At 38.8% G+C, this 20,962-nt stretch carries 11 protein-coding genes; 3 read left to right on the top strand and 8 right to left on the bottom strand.

The features are described from left to right. Positions 1 to 22: 22 nt before the first annotated feature. The 7 genes from MCO_RS01945 to gyrB all read right to left on the bottom strand — a co-directional run bounded on the left by MCO_RS01945 (position 23) and on the right by gyrB (position 10,650). Positions 23 to 1,342, bottom strand: a complete 1,320-nt coding sequence (locus tag MCO_RS01945) for a folylpolyglutamate synthase/dihydrofolate synthase family protein (RefSeq protein WP_007552272.1) — start codon at positions 1,340 to 1,342, stop codon at positions 23 to 25. Positions 1,343 to 1,346: 4 nt separating this feature from the next. Further along, positions 1,347 to 2,267 carry an acetyl-CoA carboxylase, carboxyltransferase subunit beta gene (accD, locus tag MCO_RS01950; protein WP_007552274.1) on the bottom strand — a complete coding sequence of 307 codons (921 nt, stop codon included), beginning with the start codon at positions 2,265 to 2,267 and terminating at the stop codon, positions 1,347 to 1,349. Between the two features lie 564 nt (positions 2,268 to 2,831). Then, a complete protein-coding gene (locus tag MCO_RS01955; RefSeq protein WP_040298660.1) occupies positions 2,832 to 3,551 on the bottom strand; it encodes a sulfate transporter family protein in 720 nt (239 codons plus the stop codon). Positions 3,552 to 4,257: 706 nt separating this feature from the next. Then, positions 4,258 to 5,655, bottom strand: a complete 1,398-nt coding sequence (coaBC, locus tag MCO_RS01960) for a bifunctional phosphopantothenoylcysteine decarboxylase/phosphopantothenate--cysteine ligase CoaBC (RefSeq protein ID WP_007552277.1) — start codon at positions 5,653 to 5,655, stop codon at positions 4,258 to 4,260. 69 nt (positions 5,656 to 5,724) lie between these two features. Then, positions 5,725 to 7,311, bottom strand: a complete 1,587-nt coding sequence (gene ubiB / locus MCO_RS01965; protein WP_007552278.1) for a 2-polyprenylphenol 6-hydroxylase — start codon at positions 7,309 to 7,311, stop codon at positions 5,725 to 5,727. A 2-nt stretch (positions 7,312 to 7,313) separates the two neighbouring features. Beyond that, positions 7,314 to 8,096 (bottom strand): bifunctional demethylmenaquinone methyltransferase/2-methoxy-6-polyprenyl-1,4-benzoquinol methylase UbiE, encoded by a 783-nt coding sequence (gene ubiE / locus MCO_RS01970; protein ID WP_040298662.1) that lies wholly within the window; start codon positions 8,094 to 8,096, stop codon positions 7,314 to 7,316. Between the two features lie 121 nt (positions 8,097 to 8,217). Next, entirely contained in the window at positions 8,218 to 10,650 is a 2,433-nt protein-coding gene (gene gyrB / locus MCO_RS01975) for a DNA topoisomerase (ATP-hydrolyzing) subunit B (protein ID WP_007552280.1), read from the bottom strand. A gap of 532 nt (positions 10,651 to 11,182) precedes the next feature. Here gyrB and MCO_RS01980 point away from each other — a divergent pair. After that, entirely contained in the window at positions 11,183 to 12,145 is a 963-nt protein-coding gene (locus MCO_RS01980; protein WP_007552281.1) for a transporter substrate-binding domain-containing protein, read from the top strand. A 12-nt stretch (positions 12,146 to 12,157) separates the two neighbouring features. On the opposite strand, the gene MCO_RS01985 is transcribed toward MCO_RS01980, so the two are convergent. Beyond that, positions 12,158 to 13,690 (bottom strand): YifB family Mg chelatase-like AAA ATPase, encoded by a 1,533-nt coding sequence (locus MCO_RS01985; protein ID WP_007552282.1) that lies wholly within the window; start codon positions 13,688 to 13,690, stop codon positions 12,158 to 12,160. 410 nt (positions 13,691 to 14,100) lie between these two features. Between MCO_RS01985 and MCO_RS01990 the strand changes: the two genes are divergently transcribed. Then, positions 14,101 to 16,059, top strand: a complete 1,959-nt coding sequence (locus MCO_RS01990; RefSeq protein ID WP_007552283.1) for an autotransporter assembly complex family protein — start codon at positions 14,101 to 14,103, stop codon at positions 16,057 to 16,059. Next, positions 16,059 to 20,708, top strand: a complete 4,650-nt coding sequence (locus tag MCO_RS01995) for a translocation/assembly module TamB domain-containing protein (RefSeq protein WP_007552285.1) — start codon at positions 16,059 to 16,061, stop codon at positions 20,706 to 20,708. Before MCO_RS01990 ends, MCO_RS01995 begins: the two co-directional genes overlap by 1 nt. The last annotated feature ends 254 nt before the right edge of the window (positions 20,709 to 20,962 follow it).

The raw sequence follows: 20,962 nt of genomic DNA on the forward strand, positions 1-20,962 counted from the left end.
AAGCTCTATGAATAATCAACTCCTAACATGGTGGTGTTTTGTTGTCACGTAAAATATCGCCGGCAAGGTAAAGGGAACCACCAATAAAGACAATTGCATCTTTATGCTCTGAATTAATTTTATGTAAGACATCTTGTAGATGAGCTTGAGGGGTAGCAAAAAGTCCTACTTTCCGTGCAGATTCAGCTAAAATCGTTGGACAAATACTAGCGTTGTTGTCAGTTAATGGGATCGTATAGACTTTATCTACGAGTTTTGCTAGAGGACGGAAATAACCTACAGCGTCTTTAGTATTGAGCATACCAGCAATCATAATGAGAGGACGATTTGTTTTTTTTCTCCATTGAGTAAACTCTGCCGCAACAACTTTTCCAGCAGCGGGATTATGACCACCATCTAACCATACATCAATATTAGGGGACAGCTGATCAACCAAGTTTCCATGGGTGAGATGTTGCATCCGTGCTGGCCAGTAAATATTTTGCAAAGCATGGTTTATTGCTTGTTCTGAAAGTTGAAAACCTGCTTGATACACTGCTTTAAGAGAGGCACCCGTATTAGCAATTTGGTGAGCTCCGATAAGGTTAGGAAGTGGTAGATCCATAAGACCTTGACTATTTTGAAATACCATACGTCCATATTCTGTGTAGCTTTGATAATCTTGATCAAACAGGAAATAAGGTGCTTTATTTTTATCCGCAAGGGTTGTTAAAAGTGAAAGCGTTTCATCATGATCTTGCTTACCGATAACCACTGGAACAGCTGGTTTGATAATTCCCCCTTTTTGAAAAGCGATTTGTGCAATTGTCTTTCCAAGAAAAGCCTCATGATCATAGTCAATGGGCATAATAAGAGATACGGCTGGTTTATTAATCACATTTGTAGCATCAAAACGCCCTCCTAACCCAACTTCTAGAATCACTACATCAGCTGGATATGTGCTAAATAACATAAAGGCAGCTGCTGTAAAAATTTCAAAAACAGTAATCGGTTTGTCACGATTCACTTTTATAACTTCACGAAGTGTCTCAGCCAATTGGGTCTCTGCGACCAGTTGTCCACCTCCTATTTGGCCTAGCCGACAGCGTTCATTCCAGTTTACCAGATGAGGTGAACTATAGACATGAACGCGGTAGCCTGCGCTTTCCAGAAGAGCGCGACAAATAGCTGAAGCAGATCCTTTGCCATTTGTACCAGCAATGTGAATAACAGGTGCAAGCTTTAAATGTGGATTACCTAGACGTTCTAAAAGGTGAAGAATACGTTCTAAAGAAAGATCAAATTTTTTTGGATAGTTTTTCAGTAAATCGTCTACCATCCTTTGTACTTGGCTTTTCTCCATGCACTTAAGCTACTTTTGTTGTAGAAACCGATATTTGAGAATTTGTTGAGGATGGATTGGAAGGGTTAACAGCAGCAGGATATTTCATCATCAAGCGTAAAAGGCGTGCAATGGTCGCTTTCATTTTTAAACGCGATACAACCATATCGATCATGCCATGTTCGAGCAGATATTCACTGCTTTGAAAACCTTCTGGTAAGGTTTCACGTATGGTTTGTTGAATGACACGTGGTCCCGCAAAACCGATCATAGCACCGGGTTCGGCAATGTGAATATCACCAAGCATGGCATAAGAAGCAGTAACACCACCGGTGGTTGGATTAGTAAGAACCACAATATAGGGGAGTTTTGCATCTTTCATCATTTCAATGGCTACGGTTGTACGAGGCATTTGCATCAATGAAAGTGTTCCTTCTTGCATGCGTGCACCACCAGAAGCAGCAAAAAGGACTAAAGGGCGTTTTTCAGCAATCGCGGTATCAAAAGCTTTTATGATAGCTTCCCCTGAAGCCATGCCAAGAGAACCACCCATAAAAGCGAAGTCCTGAACGGTCGCTATAATCGGTAAGCCCTCTATAGTTCCTCGTGCACTTAAAATATTGTCATCAACACCAAGTTTAGAACGATAATCTTTTAACCGGTCAATATAGCGTTTTTCATCGCGAAACTTTAAAGGGTCTGTTACAACTTTTGGATTTTCAAGAGGCGTATAAACGCCATCATCAAAAAAATGCATGAGACGATTTTTAGCGCTGATGCGCATATGATATCCAGAAGTAGGAACTACATATTGGTTCACTTCCAGATCTTTATGGAAGACCATTTCGCCACTGATAGGATCTTTAATCCATAGATTCTCTGGAATTTCACGGCGCCCCAATATAGAGTTAATTTTAGGACGAACATAATTTGTAATCCAGTTCATCTTTATAGCCTCTCTTTAAACATTATGCACTTTTTGCACGATTTGAAAAATATAGGACTTCAGTAGTCAGACTCGTTTTGCCATCTGAATAAACAAATCTATTTAATACTTTTACCAGTATACGTATAGCTCTAACTTGATTGTCTTTTAATTTTTTATTCCAATATCACAGGTAATTATTTGCATGAAGAGTACTCCTTACAAAAAGCCTCTCAACAGATTTATAACTTACACTATTTGTTTGTTTGCTTTGATATCAAAATCCACTTTCTCTATAGGTCTGCGAATCCTTCATTTGCTTCTGATGAAAACCAATATTCGATTAACCGTTAATCCAAGTGCCTTGAAGCAAAGAAACCTTATAATAGAATACCAATAAGGCTATAATAACCCATAAAAACAAACGAATACGATAATGTGTATGTTAACAAATACCAGCACCTGAGAAAGATTTTTTTCAAGGAGTTCCTCTGATGAGAAGAATGGGAGCGGTTTTTAAAAGTACAAAGCAAGTTCAAGACTTCTTTTTACTCATGAACTTTGTTGGGTTTTAAGTAAGTACTACTATTTTTGTGTGATGCATACGGTGATCTTGAGGGAAAGCATCTTGTGTAAGTGCGTCATAAAGGCGGCAGCGAAAAGTGGTGTCGCTAAATTAAGAATGGGAATTGAAACAAAAAGCGCAATCAACAATCCTGCACCAAAAACTGTTGTGTAATGGGTGTGTAAAAAAGCATGCGCTTCTTGTTCGGATCGAAAACGATAAGCAGCAAACACAAAGTATTCACGGCCAAGCAAGTAGCCGTTAATAACATAAAAGGCAATCAAATTGATACCTGGCACAAAAAACAAAAGAAGAGCGATTCCATTACCGAAAAGGCTTAAAATAACAAATTTAAAGGAGAGAATGAGAGAACGCCCAAACAATAGAGAATGTCCAATAGGCTCGTTTGGATAATCTTCTTTTTCAATAATTTCAGCAGCAGAATCAATAAAAAAACCACCAATCATAGCTGTGATTGGAGCGATCAAAAAAGCCATCAGCAAAGCCAAGCCAAGATTAAAAATGATAAGCATGCCCAATCCCAACCATCCTGCCCAACTTGGTAAACTGGGAAAAAAATAAGCAATCCAAGGCCAAAAGTAGGATACAAAAAGTTGATGCACACATAACCATAGAATGATAAGCACAAAAACAGTAATTCCTAAAGCTTTCAATATCATAGTGCGATATTGTGGGGTAAGAAGACGTTGTAAAGCGCGATAAGCAGCAGTAAAAATCATAGCAACTAAATAAATAAGAGAAAAAAAGTGAAAACAAGAGTAGATTGAAAAGTACTTTACATATGCACTTAATTTTATAAAGCATATAATTTTGTTGATGAGAGATAAACTGCCAAAAGATGGCATTTTTTATCTGTAATGCTGTAGAACATTTTTTGCAGTGCGGCGTAAGGCGCATTCATGTATATTTAAAAATGCAAAATTGTTTATGTCGGAGTTCATTTTTTTGATCAACCACGTATAGAGGTACAAAACAGTACAGAATATTCAGGTTGGGAATTATACATAAGAGCTTATGAAACCAATCACATAAGTGGTCAGCAGACGAAAATCGTCTGAAAAAACCAACTTAATGATAAGCAGGTAGTGGTTAGGAGTCTTTGTCCTTTAGAGCTTGGAGGATGTTAAGCATTGTAGAAAACCACGATAGAATTTTTCCGCGAGGCTCACAAAATGAACAGCACACGCAGGTAGCAATAAAAACAACTAATCCCACTATTTTATAAACAGATCAAAATACATAAAAATTTTCACTCTTTCAAGAAAAAGGGATTGTTAAGGTGTTTGTTTTCTTAGTGAGAATTATACGTACGGATATTTCACCTGATCTGATAAGTGAGTTTCATTTTTGTTTTGTGTTGCACTTTTTAAGTATTTGATGATTTGATGTCTGAAAAATTTTTATTTGAAACAGGGCATCTTTCTCTTATTGATGAATAGGGGTATGAGTGCCGAAAAATGACACAATAATCTTTGCTAATTTTTGCGCTATTTGTTGTTTACTCATGCGCGGCCACTGTTCAACATTTTCTTTACTAACGAGATAAACTTGATTTGTATCAGAACCCATAACGCTTGTGCCATCAGCTTGAAGAGAAATATCATTAGCAAGGATAAAATCTGCTCTTTTTTCGATGCATTTTTTTTGCGCATTTGCAATAATATCACAGGTTTCAGCAGCGAAACCAATCACCAGTGGGGGACGGTTTTGAGCGTGTCCAATTGTTGCCAAAATGTCAGGATTTTCAACCATCTGCAAGGAAGGTTGTAGTTTATGATTGCTCTTTTTAATCTTGTATGAAGATTGTGTTTGGCTGCGCCAGTCGCAAACGGCGGCGACAAAAAGTGCACCATCAGCAGGCAAGGCAGCCTGAACGGCTTGTAACATTTGATGTGCTGTTTCAACATGAATAGCTTTAACTCCTCGTGGATCGGCAAGATTAACTGGTCCACAAATAAGTGTCACTTTAGCACCCAGATACATAAGAGCTATCGCAATAGCATGACCTTGTTTGCCTGAAGAGCGATTAGCAAGGTAACGTACGGGATCAATTGGTTCATGGGTAGGGCCAGAAGTAACAATGAAATGGCGACCAGCAAGTGGTTTTTCTTGCACACCCAAAAGAGTTTCTATTGCAGCTACAATGGTTAAGGGTTCACTCATGCGTCCACAGCCTGTTTCATCGCGTTCAGCCATTTTTCCAATTTCTGGTCCTACTATATGAACACCATCTGTGCGCAGTTGTGCAATATTGCGAACCGTTGCTGGATGTGTCCACATCGTGGGATTCATGGCTGGTGCAATCAAGAGTGGGCATTGTGCTGCTAAAAGCACACAATTAGCCAGATCATCTCCTATACCGTTGGCTATTTTTGCAATACGATTGGCTGTAGCAGGCGCTAAAATAATGAGGTCAGCATTACGTGCTAATCGGATATGACCAATATCATATTCTTCTTCGCGTGAAAACAAATCACTATACACAGTATAACCGCTTAAAGCTTCAGCTGCTAAAGGGGTAATAAATTTTTGCGCTGCTTTTGTCATAATAATGTTCAAGTGCGCACCCCGTTCTTGCAAACGGCGAATCAAATCAAGTGTTTTATAAGCTGCGATACCACCACCAATAATAAGGAGAAGTGATTTTGATTGCAATGATTGCTCTTCAGCAGCACTTGCTTGAGAGAGGCATGTAGTTGGGGTGGAAGGATTGCTTAAAAGGCGGCGGGCTTCCTCTTCCATAGAAACACCATTTTTTGCAGCACGTATGCGCAAAGATTCTTTAACTTCGGGTGAAAGATTACGAATGGTAATACTAGCCATAAGATACATCCAAGAAGTGAATTGATCGCAATGATTTCATTATTAGTATTTTTTAGCATATTAAGCAGATTAAAAAAGATGAAAAAGGTAAAAAGTGAGACAAACACAACAAAGCGCAATGATAAATAGACTATAACGGCCATAACGGCTGGTGCGACTTTGTTCGACAGCAAGTTGTTTAAGAGTGGTGGGAGAAAGATTAAGACCTGTTTTTCTCATGTTGTTGAGGTCTTCTTCCATACGTTGAAAATTTTGTATCAATTGCGGTGTTTTGCGTGCTAGTGAAAGGAGTGATTGCGCTCCTTCACTAAAATCTTTTGCCAGCCCCACGGGTCCTAAATTTTTGCCAATCCATTCTCTGACAACCGGTTCAGAAGCTTTCCACATGTTAAAATGAGGGTCTAATGTGCGTGCGACACCTTCAACGACAACCATAGTCTTTTGTAACAGTAAAAGTTCAGGACGTGTTTGCATATCAAACAATTCAGTGACTTCAAACAATAAGGTGAGCAGCTTAGCCATGGAAATGCTTTGCGCTGATTGCCCGTGAATTGGTTCACCAATGGCACGATTGGCTTGAGCAAAGCTCTCAATATTGTGATGTGAAGGCACATATCCTGCTTCAAAATGAGCACGCGCCACCCGATGGTAATCACGCGTAATAAAGCCGTAGAGGATTTCAGCAAGAAAATGCTTTTCTTTTTTTCCAAGACGTCCTGTAATTCCCAAATCAACAGCAACAATACACCCTTTTGGGTCTACAAATAAATTACCAGGGTGCATATCAGCGTGAAAAAAGCCATCACGCAATGTATGACGAAGGAAAGATTGAATAAGCGTAATTGCGAGCGCTTCTAAATTAAAACCAGCCTCTTTGAGGGCAGAAATCTCGGATATTCTTATACCATCAATCCATTCCATTGTTAAAACATTGCGTCCTGTTCTCTCCCAGTCAATTTGTGGAACTCGAAATCCTGTATCACGTTGAATATTCTCAGCCATTTCTGATATGGCAGCTGCTTCTAACCGTAGGTCCATTTCAATACGTGTGGTTTGTGCTAAAGTGTCAACTACACAAACAGGGCGTAGCCTTCGAGAAGCTGGTATATAACGTTCTTGTAAATGGGCAATGAGATAAAAGCTTCTAAGGTCTTTAGTAAAACGCGTCCTGATATTGGGGCGGATGACTTTAACAGCACATTTTTTTTTATGACCGGTTCCATCATTGTATTCAGCTGGATGGACTTGGGCAATAGAAGCGGCAGCGATGGGTGGATAAAAATTTACAAATAAATCATCAAGAGATCGACCAAGTGAACTTTCAATTTGTGCAATAGCAGCAGTGCAAGAAAATGTTTGGACACGATCTTGTAGCTGTGCCAAATCTTCTGCAATATCACGTCCAACAATGTCAGGTCTGGTAGCAAGAAATTGGCCAAGTTTTATGTAAGAGGGACCAAGCCTATTGATGGCATCGGAAATATTTTCAGATCGCCGCTTTTTTTTTGTTTTTCGGCGTGCTATCACACCTGCTATATGATGACATAATGCCGGAAATCCTCGAAGATCATCGTGAGGCAGAGCACTCAAAACACCTTCACGTGCTAAAACCCATCCCGCACGCATTAACTGAAAGTAAGTGGAAATTTGCACCATTTTTAAATTTTCCAACCTGAATGCAACGCTGCGATTGCACCTGTGAGATTGCGGTAGGATACTCGCGAAAATCCTGCACGATTTATCATATGGGCAAAATCATCTTGCTTAGGAAATTTACGAATAGATTCAACTAAATAACGATAAGCATCGCCATCATTTGCGATGAATTGACCAAGCTTAGGGATAGCATGGAAAGACCAAAGATCATAAATTTTGTCAAGCAGTGGCATCTCGACATTTGAAAATTCTAAACATAAGAAACGCCCACTCGGTTTTAAAACACGAAAAGCTTCTCTAAGGGCTTTATCAATGTAAGGCACGTTGCGAATTCCAAAGGCAATAGTATAAGCGTCAAAACTTTGATCTTCAAAAGGCAGATGTTCTGCGTTAGATTCAACAAAATTGATTAGAGGGGTGAGTCCATTTTTTTGTGCGCGCTTTTTTCCGATACTGAGCATTGAGCCGTTAATATCAAGCACTGTAACATGGGCTTTTTGGCGTGAAGCATTAAGAATTCGAAAAGCGATATCACCAGTACCGCCAGCTACATCAAGAACCTTCCAATTGGAAAGTGCAGGTGGAGAGAGCCATGCAACCATAGAATTTTTCCACACACGGTGTAGCCCTAACGATAAGATATCATTCATCTTATCATAGTTTTCAGCAACAGAGTGAAACACACCATCAACCATAGATTGTTTTTGTGCTGCATCAACTCTTGTAAAGCCAAAAGAGTTCTCCATACCACCTTTGGCTCCTAAGCGTTCTGTTTCAGCTGTCATATACATGACCTTCCTTATTTTTCTTTTATCGTAAATGAAGTGAAGTATAAAAAATGTTCAAATACGAAAAAATAATATATAAAACTGTGACGTTTATACAGCCAGAAACAAAAAACTACCTTTAGATATCAAGATTGGCAACGCTTAAAGCATTGTCTTGAATAAAAGCCCGTCGAGGTTCAACTTCATCCCCCATTAAACGGGAAAAGAGTGAATCGGCATCGGTTGCATCATTGATTTTGACTTGTAAAAGAGAGCGACCATCAGGATCAAGGGTTGTTTCCCAAAGTTGTTCAGCATTCATTTCTCCAAGGCCTTTATAACGCTGGAGAGTAATGCCTTTTTTACCATTTATAAAAATACTCTCTAAAAGGCTAATCGGTCCAAAAATGCGCTCTGACTTATCTTTACGGTGCAAGAGAGGTGGAAAATTATAAACTTCTATGAAATTTTGGGAGACACGATCAATTTGACGTGCATCTGCTGAATTAATAAGTCCCGCATCAAGGGTAATAATTTCTTTAACTCCACGTAAAATGCGCTCAAAACATAACCCTCCATTTGATGCATTATAACCACTCCAACCACGTTCCATATCATCAGCAATTAAATCAAGACGGCTTGCCACTTTATCTGCTGTTTTTTGGGCTTTTTCTGGTGTTGAAAGGGCTTCAGAATTAAAAATTCCTGCAATAGCGGCTTGTTCAACAATTGTGCGGTCATAGCGTGTATGAAGACCATTTAAAAGTTGGCGGAACACGCGAGCATCTTCAGCAAGTTTGCGCAAATCAGCACCAGCACAAATCTCGCCTGTTGACAATTCTAATGTTGCTTCTTCTAGTCCAGTATCAATTAAAAATTCCTCAAATGCTGCTTCATTTTTGATATATTGAGAAGACTTTCCTCGCGATACTTTATAAAGAGGGGGTTGAGCAATATAAAGGTGCCCGCGCTCAATCAATTCGGGCATTTGTCTAAAAAAGAAGGTGAGAAGGAGGGTACGGATATGTGCACCATCAACATCCGCATCTGTCATAATGATGATTTTATGGTAACGCAATTTATCTGGTGAAAATTCATCTTTACCGATGGATGTACCAAGGGCGGTAATGAGTGTCCCGATCATATCAGATGAGAGCATTCGGTCAAAACGCGCCCGTTCTACATTAAGAATTTTACCACGCAAGGGCAAAATTGCTTGATTTTGACGTGAACGTCCACTTTTTGCTGAACCTCCAGCCGAATCTCCCTCGACAATAAAGATTTCAGATTTTGCTGGATCACGTTCTTGGCAATCAGCAAGTTTTCCTGGCAGAGAAGTGATATCAAGAGCTCCTTTTCGTCTTGTTAGTTCACGTGCCTTGCGTGCTGCTTCACGGGCTGTCGCAGCTTCCACTACTTTACTGATGATAAGCTTTGCTTCATTAGGATGCTCTTCCAGCCATGCTGAAAGACCCTCATTCACCAAATTTTCAACAATAGGGCGTACTTCAGAAGAAACTAATTTATCCTTTGTCTGTGAGGAAAATTTTGGATCAGGAACTTTGACGGAAAGAATAGCTGTGAGTCCTTCACGGCAGTCATCACCAGTTAAGTTAACTTTTTCTTTTTTTGCAATGCCTGAAGATTCAGCATAACCATTAATTTGACGCGTTAAAGCGCTACGAAAGCCTATTAAATGGGTTCCACCATCACGCTGAGGAATATTATTTGTAAAACACAAAACTTTCTCATGGTAGGAATCATTCCACCATAGGGCAACATCAACGCTCATTCCATCCTTTTCACTTGTAATGTAAATAGGAATGTCAAGCAGCGATTTTTTCGTTTGGTCAATGTACTTGACAAATTCAATTAATCCACCATCATAGTGCAATTCAATGGATTGAATATCAGCATGACGTTCGTCAACAAGAAGAATATGTATACCAGAATTTAAAAAAGCGAGTTCGCGCAAGCGACGTTCCAAAGTTTCAAAATCAAATTCAACCATAGTAAAGGTTTCAGAGCTTGGCAAAAATCTGATTTCTGTTCCACTTTCTGCATCGCAATCACCAACAATTTTTAGGGGAGAATCGGCAACTCCATGCGTAAACGACATTTCATGAATTTTGCCATTGCGCCTGATTTGCATCCGCAACCAAACGGATAGAGCATTAACAACAGAAACACCAACACCGTGTAATCCACCCGAGACTTTGTAAGAATTTTGATCAAATTTTCCACCTGCATGAAGCTGGGTCATGATAACTTCAGCTGCTGAAATGCCTTCTGTGGGATGGATATCTGTTGGAATTCCACGACCATTATCGCGAACAGAACAAGAACCATCAGCATGGAGTGTGACGTTTACAAGAGTAGCATGACCAGCTAAAGCTTCATCGATAGCATTATCCACGACCTCATAGACCATATGATGCAATCCTGAACCATCATCGGTGTCACCAATATACATGCCAGGACGTTTTCGTACAGCATCAAGACCTTTGAGAACTTTGATGGAAGCGGCGCCGTAGTCATCACTCTGTTTCGGTGAGGTGATTTCATCACTCATAAGTTAATCCATTTCTGTATTCGATTTGCAATATTTCATTAGCTTTTTCTAAGCTTAATGTTCTGGCTAGTTATTTATGGAATAACCAGTTAAATATTTACCGTATATCGGATTTATATTCAACATCTGTCAGCACAGATATTAGAGAGAATGATTTTTGCACACATAAACAATGTGTATTACTGCGTTGCATTTTGAGGCAAAGACACAAATAATCGATCTTATAAAGTTTATCTTCTACAAGGTATTAATGTTTTAGGAGAAATTTAGTTACTTGAGTGTGACAGTTCATGCAAAAATTGGAATATTATCCCTTTCCTTTGTTGTAGTGAATGAAATTACCTGTCAAGCTAGTTTTATCGATTCTTGTATTTTTAGAATTCATTTGGAATAAGTTTGCGCTAAAGCTTTAATATTATCAATATATTCTGGAAATATATGGAAGCTGTTAAGTTTTTTAACTGTTTTACAGAATACTAAGAATTTTCCTTCATTAAAATAGCAGATATTTCAGTTAAGTGCGTTAGATATTATGTCTGAGAAGAGTTGCATTTTAATTTTGCAAAATGGGGTGAAGATTTTGAACATAAAGAAATCTATATATGCAAAACACCTTCAACTGCGCTTACAGAATTTTCTTCCCAAGAATATATTTAATACTCTTATTGGATCGTTATTTGTAGCATGGGGATTTTTATTTGCCTCTTTTGCAAAGGCTGAAACGGTTAAAGAACTGCCTTCTTTTTTTGATTCGCATGAACATTTTGTACAACCTGATACGACGAATATAATTCGTTTGCGTTTTGTAACAACTTTTGATTTTCCTCCTTTTAACTTTCTTGACAAAACAGGACATCTTGCAGGCTATAATCTTGATTTGTTGCGTGCTATTTGCTCGAAATTAGAGCTTGAAAAATTTTGTGAGGTAGAAGTTGTTCCTTGGAAAGAGCTCGTGGACCATGTAAAAAATGGTGGCGCAGAAGTGATTATCGCTGGTTTAAAAGAAACAATCAAAACACGTCAAGATCTTCTTTTTACAAAGTCTTATTTGCGCTTTCCGGCTCGATTTGTTGCATCTCGACTTGTGAAGCTTGATGAGCCAATCAGTGATAGACTAGCACATTTAAACAGTGGATTTTTATTCAACAGTGCTCATGAAAAGCTGTTTCAGAGTTATTTTCCTAAAGCCAAAGGACAGGGATTTAATAATAGGGAAGAGCTCTATAAAGCGCTACAAGACCATAGAATTGATCTTATTTTTGATGATGGATTTGCTTTATCTTTATGGCTAAATGATGCAAAATCTATTAATTGCTGCCATTTTATTGGAGGAGCGTATATGGCTCCACAGTTATTAGGGCAAGGAATGCGTCTTGCTGTTGCAAAAAAAAACGAAAAATTGGTTGATATACTCAATTATGCTTTGAAATCTTTAGAAGATGATGGCAAGCTTGCAGAGCTTTATCTGCGTTATTTTCCCATCAGTTTTTATTGATGAATACTTTCCTTAAGTAAGAGCTGTTAGTTTTTCAGTGCCGAGTCGGTAGGAAATAGCTTCTGCGAGATGATAGCGTGAAAGATGGTCTGCTTCGTTGAGGTCAGCAATGGTGCGTGCAACTTTGAGAATGCGATGATAAGCACGTGCAGAAAGGTGCATTTTTTCACTCACATCTCGTAAGAGTTTAGCTGCGTTTTGGTCAGGAATGGCAATTTCTTCGATGATTTTAGCGGGGCAATCACCGTTGGTGCGAATATGATCAAGTCCCAGTTTAACAAAACGTTTGGCTTGAATCGCACGGCACCGTGCGACTCGTTTTGCGATATCGCAACTTTTTTCTGATTGTTCTGGTTGCATAAGATCCATAGCCGTTAAAGCAGGAACATCAATTCGTAAATCAATTCGGTCGAGCAGAGGACCAGAAATACGGGATTGATAATCGATTTGACAGCGTATTCCTTTCGCGCAAACATAGTCTTTTTCGCCTGCCATACCACATCGACAAGGATTCATCGCGGCAATGAGTTGGATGCGGGCAGGATAACTGATATGGTGGTTTGCGCGGGCGATAACGCATTCTCCGCTCTCTAAAGGTTGACGAAGAGAATCGAGGACTTGTGGAGAAAATTCAGGTAATTCATCAAGGAATAAAACGCCATTATGTGCAAGTGAAACTTCTCCTGGTCGTCCTTTCAATCCACCACCGATCATTGCTGCCATGGAAGCAGAGTGATGCGGAGCACGAAAGGGACAGTGAAGTGAAATGGTATTATGGACTGTTTCTCCTGTGATGGAAGCAATCAGAGAAACATCTAAAAGCTCACGGCTATCAAGAGGTGGCAAAATGGAAGGTAAACGTTGGGCTAACATAGATTTTCCAGCACCAGGAGGACCTACAAACAAAAGGTTATGTCGTCCAGCTGCGCAAACTTCTAATGCACGTTTGGCGGTTTTCTGTCCTTTAATTTCACAAAGGTCTGGAAGTTCAGTTTGTATAGTATATTGGCGGGGTTGTGGACGTTTTTGAATTTGAGTTCCTTTAAAATGATTGACTATAGTAAGAAGGGTTTCGGGGGCGAGAATATTCATCTCTGCATTTGCCCATGCTGCTTCAGATCCACATGAATGGGGACAAATGAGCCCTTTATCACACGATAAAGCTGTCATTGCAGCTGGTAAAACACCATTAACGGCGGTGATAGAACCATCCAGCGATAATTCGCCTAGAATGATGTAGTCTTGCGCAACTTCAGGAGGAAGAAGCCCCATAGCAAGCATTAAGCCTACAGCTATTGGTAAATCATAGTGTGATCCCTCTTTAGGCAGATCAGCTGGTGCAAGATTAATCGTAACCCGTTTGTTAGGCATAGAAAGTCCACAAGCATGGAGAGCTGCTTGTACGCGTTCACGACTTTCTGCGATTGCTTTATCGGCTAATCCAACAATAGCCATTCCTATTTTACCGGGAGAAATCATAACCTGTACATCAACAGGTACTGCTTCTAGACCACGAAAAGCAACAGTTGTAACATGCGCGATCATCAGTCTGCCCCCCCTTTTTACCTAGAGAAGAAAATCATATTTGCACATAAAAATCAAGAAGTGTTTCTATGGTTTTTTTGAGTGAGAGATCTATATAGAGGTGCAAGTTTTCTGAATGCAACCATGGAGAGTAATTTGTACAAATTTAACCATTATTATATGTGGTTAAATAAAACATTTATAATGAACTAAATGAATATGCTAGGAAAAAGGGAGAGAGGCTGCTTATATTACACAGTAGTGCAAGGTTTTATGAATATAAGGAGGGGAGGCGTTATGCATTGCAAGAAAAGAATGTTATTTGCTGTGATCAAACGTATGAAATATCCAGAATAGGTATATTTAGTTTTCTTGTTCAATGTTATTTATAGTACAAAGTGATGTAAAGCATATTGAAGGTATCTGATTTAATGGTATATCAGACGAGAGTTTTTTTTAAATCAGGAACCATACGCAGTGTATTTATAGTTTTATGCTTCGTCTGTGCGTTTCCGCAGCAACTTGCGGCATTTGAGTTTTTCGGCATACCTCTTTTTGGTCAAAAAAAAACAAATTCTTTTTCTCATATCAGTGGTACGGAAAAATTTTATAAAGTTGATATTGTTACACCGTTAGGTACTCCATCAGAAGGCGTTAAGATAGTTAAGGCTGTATCTTCTCTCGTTGTTGATCAAGATAAGGCATCCAGTTCTTCTGGCTTGTTGGCTAAAGCGCGTTCAGATTATCAGGCAATTCTTTCTGCTCTTTATGCTGATGGACGCTACGGTGGTGTGATCAGTATTAAGATTAATGGTTTAGAAGCTGCTGATTTGAGTCCTATGACTCAACTTCCAGCACAATCCAATGTTGTTATTACCATTGATGCTGGTCCACAATATGTTTTTAATGTTGCAGATATAGATAAAGTTGCTCCATTTGTGAAATATGAAACTAATAGAGTGCCCACAATTGAAGAATTAGGTTATCAGGTTGGGGCTGTTGCCAAATCTGAAACCATTTTGAAAGCAGAAAGATGGGCGATTGAAGGGTGGCGTAGACAGGGTTATGCTAAAGCTAAAGTTATGAAAAGTGAAGTGGTCGCTGATCATGCAGCCCGTCTTATTGATGCGCAGATTACTGTTGATCCTGGACAAAAAGCTTATTACGGCCCTTTAACTGTACGTAATGTTAGTAAGAAGCCAAGTGTGGATTCAGCCTACATTGCATGGATGACAGGGTTGAAGATAGGCCAAAAATATGATTCTTATGCATTAGCCAAAGCAAATGAAAGGCTTGCACGACTTAATGTTTTTCGTGCTGTGGATATACGTGAGGCTGATACAATTAACCCTGATGGGAGTTTACCGCTTGCGCTTGTTTTAGAAGAACGTAAACTACGCCGTTTCGGTGTTGGTGGTAGCTATTCAACATTAGATGGTGCTGGTTTTGAAGCTTATTGGATGCATAACAATCTTTTTGGTCATGCAGAACGCCTCAAAGTTGAGACTAAAATAAGCGGTATTAGCAGGAACAGGGAGAAAGCATATAATCTGAAAAATTTTGATTATCTTTTCGGCGGCACATTTTTAAAGCCTAGTATATTCACTCCTGATACTGACTTTATGGCAGAACTGAAAATACAGCAAGATGTTCTAGACAATTACACGACAAAAGCCATCAAAGGAAAGTTGGGTATAACGCATATCTTTAATAGTAATCTATCAGGACAAGTTGCTGTAGAAGTTTCTAATGGTTATTCACGTGATATTTATTTTGGGAGCCGTAATTTTACAACAATCGGATTACCGAGTGGTTTGATTTATGATAGTCGTAATAATAAGTTTAATGCGACAAAAGGTTTGTATGGTGAAGTGATTGTTGAACCTTTTTATGAAATGCGTTTTAGTAATTTTGTGACAAAGACGACTGTGGAAGGTCGTTCTTATTGGACACTGGATAAAAATGATCGTTTTATTTTTGCGGCTCGGGCAAAATTTGGTACAATTCTTGGGAGTGATACAGCACAAATACCTTCTGATACGCTCTTTTTTGCTGGTGGTGGTGGTTCCGTTCGCGGTTATGCTTATCGCAATATTGGTATCAAAACAGAAAATGATGCTGTTGTTGGCGGGCGGTCACTTGTTGAGGGGGCAGCAGAATTACGTTTTTCTTTAAATGATAAGATAGGAGTTGTCGGTTTTCTTGATGGAGGTCTTGTAGGAGAAAAAGTGTTTGTTGATTTTTCTCAAAAAATGAAATGGGGAGCGGGTATTGGAGGTCGCTATATGACAGGTCTTGGTCCTTTACGCATTGATTTAGCTTTTCCTCTTAAGCGGGAAAAAGGTGATCCTCGTATTGGTTTTTATGTGGGTATAGGACAAGCGTTTTAATGAAAAAAAGTGTGCGTTTATCGGCTTTCTTATTTTGTCTTTTATTTTTTTTGGTGAGCACTTTTGTTTTTGCCCAGAGAGGCAATTCATCCTCTAGCGAAGCAACAGTGGATGATCGTTCATGGTTTATCTCTTTAATTGAACGTGGACTTTCAGCGCCTAATCGCCAAGTTCGTTTACATAATATGCAAGGGGCACTATCTTCTCAAACGTCGATTGATGTTATTACTGTGAGTGATAAAAAAGGTGTTTGGCTTAAAATTACCAATGCTAAAATGGACTGGAACCGCCTAGCGTTAATGAGAGGGCGCATAGATATTAACCAGCTTTCAGCAGAACAGATTACGTTTTTACGCAAACCACATGACAATCTTTCTCTTATTGCTTCTCTTGAGGCAGGAAAGTTTTCTTTACCAAAGTTGCCACTTGCCATTTCTATAAACACGCTTACGGCTAAACACGTGGTGTTTGAACAGGATCTTTTTGGTTTTTCTGCTGATGTGTCTTTAAAAGGCAATCTAACCTTAGCTAATGGTGATTTTGATGTTAATATAGCAGCTCATCGTTTAGATGCACAGGGATCTTTTTTTATTCTAACAAAGATATCCGATAGCAATCGTACAGCTAAAATTGATATTTCTGTTGATGAATCGCAAAATGGCATTTTGGCAAATATTTTTAACATTGAAAAGCGTCCCGCATTAAATCTCTCCATGAGAGGTGATGGTACTTTCGATGATTTAGTTGTCAGTCTTTCTTTAGAAGCCGATCACCGTCCTATTTTGGATGGCAATGTTATTCTTGCAAGTGTTGCAGAAGGGCACAGTTTTTCTACTAAACTGGTAGGCACACTTGGTCCTTTAATGCCTCCACAATATCGTAGCTTTTTTGAATCTGATGTAACATTGAAAGCAGAGGCAAGGATGACAAAAGACGGTGTGAAGCATCTTGATCATATGGTGATTCAGAGTAAAACAATGAATATTTTGGCTAATGCTGAAATAACAACAGATGGATTTTTGCGGCGGCTTTTTGTTGATGGCAAAATGGCTCTTGATAAGGAAAATGATGCTACTCATTTAACAACGTCAAAATCCCCAATGCGTGTAGATAATCTTGCTTTAAATATTGATTATGGCCGTGAAGGGCAACAATCTTGGAATGGCCGGCTTGTTGTACATCATTTGAGCAATAAAAATATTCATATTCGTAATGCGATTTTTGATATGGGGGGGGTGAGCGAAAATCTTGATAATGCAGCTTCTCGTCATGTTGGTATTCAGGTTAAGGGAACGTTTCAAGGGATTGAAAAAAGTGAGAGCACGTTGCGAGAAAGTCTAGGACAAACAGTTCATGTGCATCTAGATACAGATATTGTTTCTAAAAAGCCAGTTTTGATTCATGATTTTAGTGTTACGAGTCAGGGGTTTTCTGCTTGGTTAAAAGGAAAAATGGATCGTTTTGTTTTTAAAGGCGACCTTAGTTTAAAAGCCCAAACACTAGCTCCTTTTAGTTTGCTGAGTGGACAATCACTCTCTGGTAGCGCAGATATTAAAGCCAAAGGAACTATCGGTTTAATTGATGGCGTTTTTGATCTTGAATTATCAGGGATGACAGACAATTTGAAAATAGGCATGGAACCTTTAGATCGTTTATTCAAAGGAAAATTTACTCTTTCAGGTGGTGCTGTTCACGACACGGCAGGTTTAATTTTGCGTCATTTAAATTTGAAAAGCCAATACGCAAACATAAAAGCTAATGGATATTTTTCAAATGAGAGCGCTAAAATGGATTTCTACGCTCAAATATCTGATCTCGCCAGATTAGATCCGAGAATAAATGGTACGCTCATAATCCAAAGTACTGCTAGAGGGCGCAATAGCCTTATAAAACTTAATACACGTGCTGATGTTGCTGAAGCATTTTTAGTAGGAAAGAAGCTAAAAAACACAACGTTCACTATAAAAACTCTGGTGGATAATACAGCGCCGAACACTTCTGTAACGGGTTCTATAAAGGGTGAAGGAACTTTTTCTGAGAAACCATTGCATTTATCTGCTTCTTTTAAGGATTCTGATCAGATTCGAATGCTTGAAGATATTGATATAAGAGGAGGAAGTGCAAAAATAACCGGCGACCTTTCTCAAAAGCTTGGGAGGAGTGTGAAGGGAGCTTTGCATATTGACGCTGATGATATTACAGCGCTTGCTGCATTATTTTTGCAAGAAGGCAGTGGAAAAGTAAAAGGAGATTTTATTTTTGACGAACAAAATGGCAGACAAAAAGCTATCCTAAAAGCGCATGTTGACCGTTTAAGCTTTGCAAAGAATAAAATTAAAAAGTTGGAAGTCGAAGCAGATGTCTTTGATCCTTTTGGTATGGCTCAGTTTGAGGGAGTTATCAATGCAGAGCGTATCCAAACGCCTTTGATGATGGTTAATCGTCTAAATGCTCATGCCAATGGCAACGATGGGCAAACGGCTTTTACTGTTCAAGCGATGTTGCCTAATAATACAAATGCACAACTTTCTGGCCGTATGGTTACGATGAAATTTCCAGAAGGTATAAAACGAGAAGTGCAGATTGAAACTATAGATGTTAAACAACACGATTTTCACGCGACATTGCCTAAATCGGCTACGATTGTTTTTGATAAAGAAGGAATAACAATAAATGAATTAGGAATCGCAATTAATGGAGGCAAAGTTATACTTGCGGGAAATGTGCAGGATACCCTTAATCTGTACCTCACAATGAATGCGCTTCCTGCTGCTTTAGCCAATTTATGGAAATCCAATCTTGGAGCGGCTGGTACTTTAACAGGGAAGGTTATAATCCGAGGTCCTTTTAAAAAACCTGATGTAACCTATAATATAAAAGGTGAAGGGCTAACAACGGTTGCTCTTCAAGATAAAAAAGTAATGCCATTTGTGCTTACTGCTACAGGTAAAACAGTAGATCAAAACCTTACTTTGAATGCAAATTTAACGGGAGAAGGGGTACAAGCACAAGCACAAGGTCGTATATCTTTAGATAAAAATACGCTTGATCTCCATGTTAATTTGCAAGATTTTCCTGCACATTTGGTTAATAGTTTTATTGAAGGGCAAGCGCTTGGAGGAACGATTGTTGGTAGGGTTGATATTAGTGGAACAATGAAAGATCCATCTGCTCGTTTTGATCTTTCAAGTCAAAACTTGACTACTATGACGCATAAAGGGCCTATGTCGATCAATATGAATACCAGTGGTTCTTACAAAAAATCGACTTTTCATATTGAGAATATGATAGCAACTGGAGATAAAGGCTTAGATCTTTCCATAAATGGGCTTGTTGCTCTTAATGGTTCAGAGGCCAAATTGAATGTTAAAGGGACAATACCTATTGCTTTTATTGATCTATTATTAGCTAAGCGCGGTGCGCATGTAACGGGTACAGCCAAAGTTGATGCAACTCTTAGTGGTGAATTATGGAAGCCACAGTTGGTAGGAGATCTCTCTATAGTTGATGGTAGTTTTTTTGATTCAAAAACAAATGTAGGATTGAACAATATAACAATTGAAGGAAAATCGAATGGCGATCATATTTTTATAGAAAAAGCTTCAGCTTCTTCATCTGAGGGGGGATTAATTTCTGCTTCAGGCCGTATTTTTCATGATGGAGAGACAGATTTGGTGTTTAATCTTGATCACGCCAATTATAATGATGGTTCTATGATTCTTGCAACGTTGTCCGGCAAAATGATAATGACGGGTCATTTTTTGAGTAACCTTGTTATTGGTGGTGATATCATTGTTGAAAAAGCTGAAGTTCTTGTCCCTGATCATTTTCGGAACGCAAAATTCCTTAATATTAAGAATAAGAATTTAACTAAACCGATTCAAAAAACACTTGAACGTGCTGATGTTAAGATCACTACCAAACCCCATGATATCTCTCAAGAATCTTCATCTGTTATGTTATCAGATATGCGTATTACAGCGCACAATCAATTTTTTGTACGTGGGCGAGGGTTAGATACTGAACTAGGAGGACGCATTAACTTAGCAGGACCATTGAATGACGTGCATCCAGTTGGCGAATTTAGGATGATTCGTGGACGTTTTGATATTCTTTCACAGCATCTTAATTTTGATCAAGGGCAAGCAAGTTTTAGCGGTAATCTTAATCCTACGGTTTACTTTGTCACCAACAATAATAGTGGTGATATTCGCGTCACAGTAACGGTAAGTGGGACAATTGATAATCTTGATATTAATTTTTCTTCACAACCGAATTTACCACAGGATGAGATTTTGGCACGTTTGATTTTTAATCGCTCTCTTAATGAATTATCACCATTTCAGATTGCTCAGCTTGCGGCAGCGGCAGCTGATCTTGCAGGTGCTTCTAATACATCTTTATTGAATGCTCTACGGGCTAAAATAGGTCTTGATGATCTTGATGTTATCGTTGATGAAAAAGGTAATACCGGTTTACGTGTTGGACGTTATATACACAATAATATTTATTTAGGCTTTGAAGCAGGATCGGATGGAAAGACGAAGGGAACTATTAATTTAGACATTTCACGCAATCTTAAAGCTAAAGGCGCTATAGGAAATGAAAAAAATTCTAGTGTTGGCTTATTTTATGAAAGAGACTATTAAGGACTGAAGCTCTTAAATTCTAATTACTGAGGTGTTATGCACCCAACTCTCTAATCTCTAAGTAGGAGAAGATTAAAACTTAGATTAGTAATCTCATAAAAGAAGAAGCTTTTTTATCAAATCGTGAGAGAATACGTCTAAAATATTTGTTTTTTGTTTTCACGCTCTCGAGGAGCACGCTCTTTATGAAAAATAGCACATTGTTATATTGCTTAGTCATGTGCTTGTTTAATATCTCTCGTTGCTCCAAATCG

The organism is Bartonella sp. DB5-6 (assembly GCF_000278115.1).
GTDB classification, from domain to species: domain Bacteria; phylum Pseudomonadota; class Alphaproteobacteria; order Rhizobiales; family Rhizobiaceae; genus Bartonella; species Bartonella refiksaydamii.

Bases quoted from the DNA above. Each gene is read 5' to 3' on its own strand.
- MCO_RS01945 (WP_007552272.1), bottom strand. From the start codon at position 1,342: ATGGAGAAAAGCCAAGTACAAAGGATGGTAGACGATTTACTGAAAAAC.
- accD (WP_007552274.1), bottom strand. From the start codon at position 2,267: ATGAACTGGATTACAAATTATGTTCGTCCTAAAATTAACTCTATATTG.
- MCO_RS01955 (WP_040298660.1), bottom strand. From the start codon at position 3,551: ATGATTTTTACTGCTGCTTATCGCGCTTTACAACGTCTTCTTACCCCA.
- coaBC (WP_007552277.1), bottom strand. From the start codon at position 5,655: ATGGCTAGTATTACCATTCGTAATCTTTCACCCGAAGTTAAAGAATCT.
- ubiB (WP_007552278.1), bottom strand. From the start codon at position 7,311: ATGGTGCAAATTTCCACTTACTTTCAGTTAATGCGTGCGGGATGGGTT.
- ubiE (WP_040298662.1), bottom strand. From the start codon at position 8,096: ATGACAGCTGAAACAGAACGCTTAGGAGCCAAAGGTGGTATGGAGAAC.
- gyrB (WP_007552280.1), bottom strand. From the start codon at position 10,650: ATGAGTGATGAAATCACCTCACCGAAACAGAGTGATGACTACGGCGCC.
- MCO_RS01980 (WP_007552281.1), top strand. From the start codon at position 11,183: ATGTCTGAGAAGAGTTGCATTTTAATTTTGCAAAATGGGGTGAAGATT.
- MCO_RS01985 (WP_007552282.1), bottom strand. From the start codon at position 13,690: ATGATCGCGCATGTTACAACTGTTGCTTTTCGTGGTCTAGAAGCAGTA.
- MCO_RS01990 (WP_007552283.1), top strand. From the start codon at position 14,101: ATGGTATATCAGACGAGAGTTTTTTTTAAATCAGGAACCATACGCAGT.
- MCO_RS01995 (WP_007552285.1), top strand. From the start codon at position 16,059: ATGAAAAAAAGTGTGCGTTTATCGGCTTTCTTATTTTGTCTTTTATTT.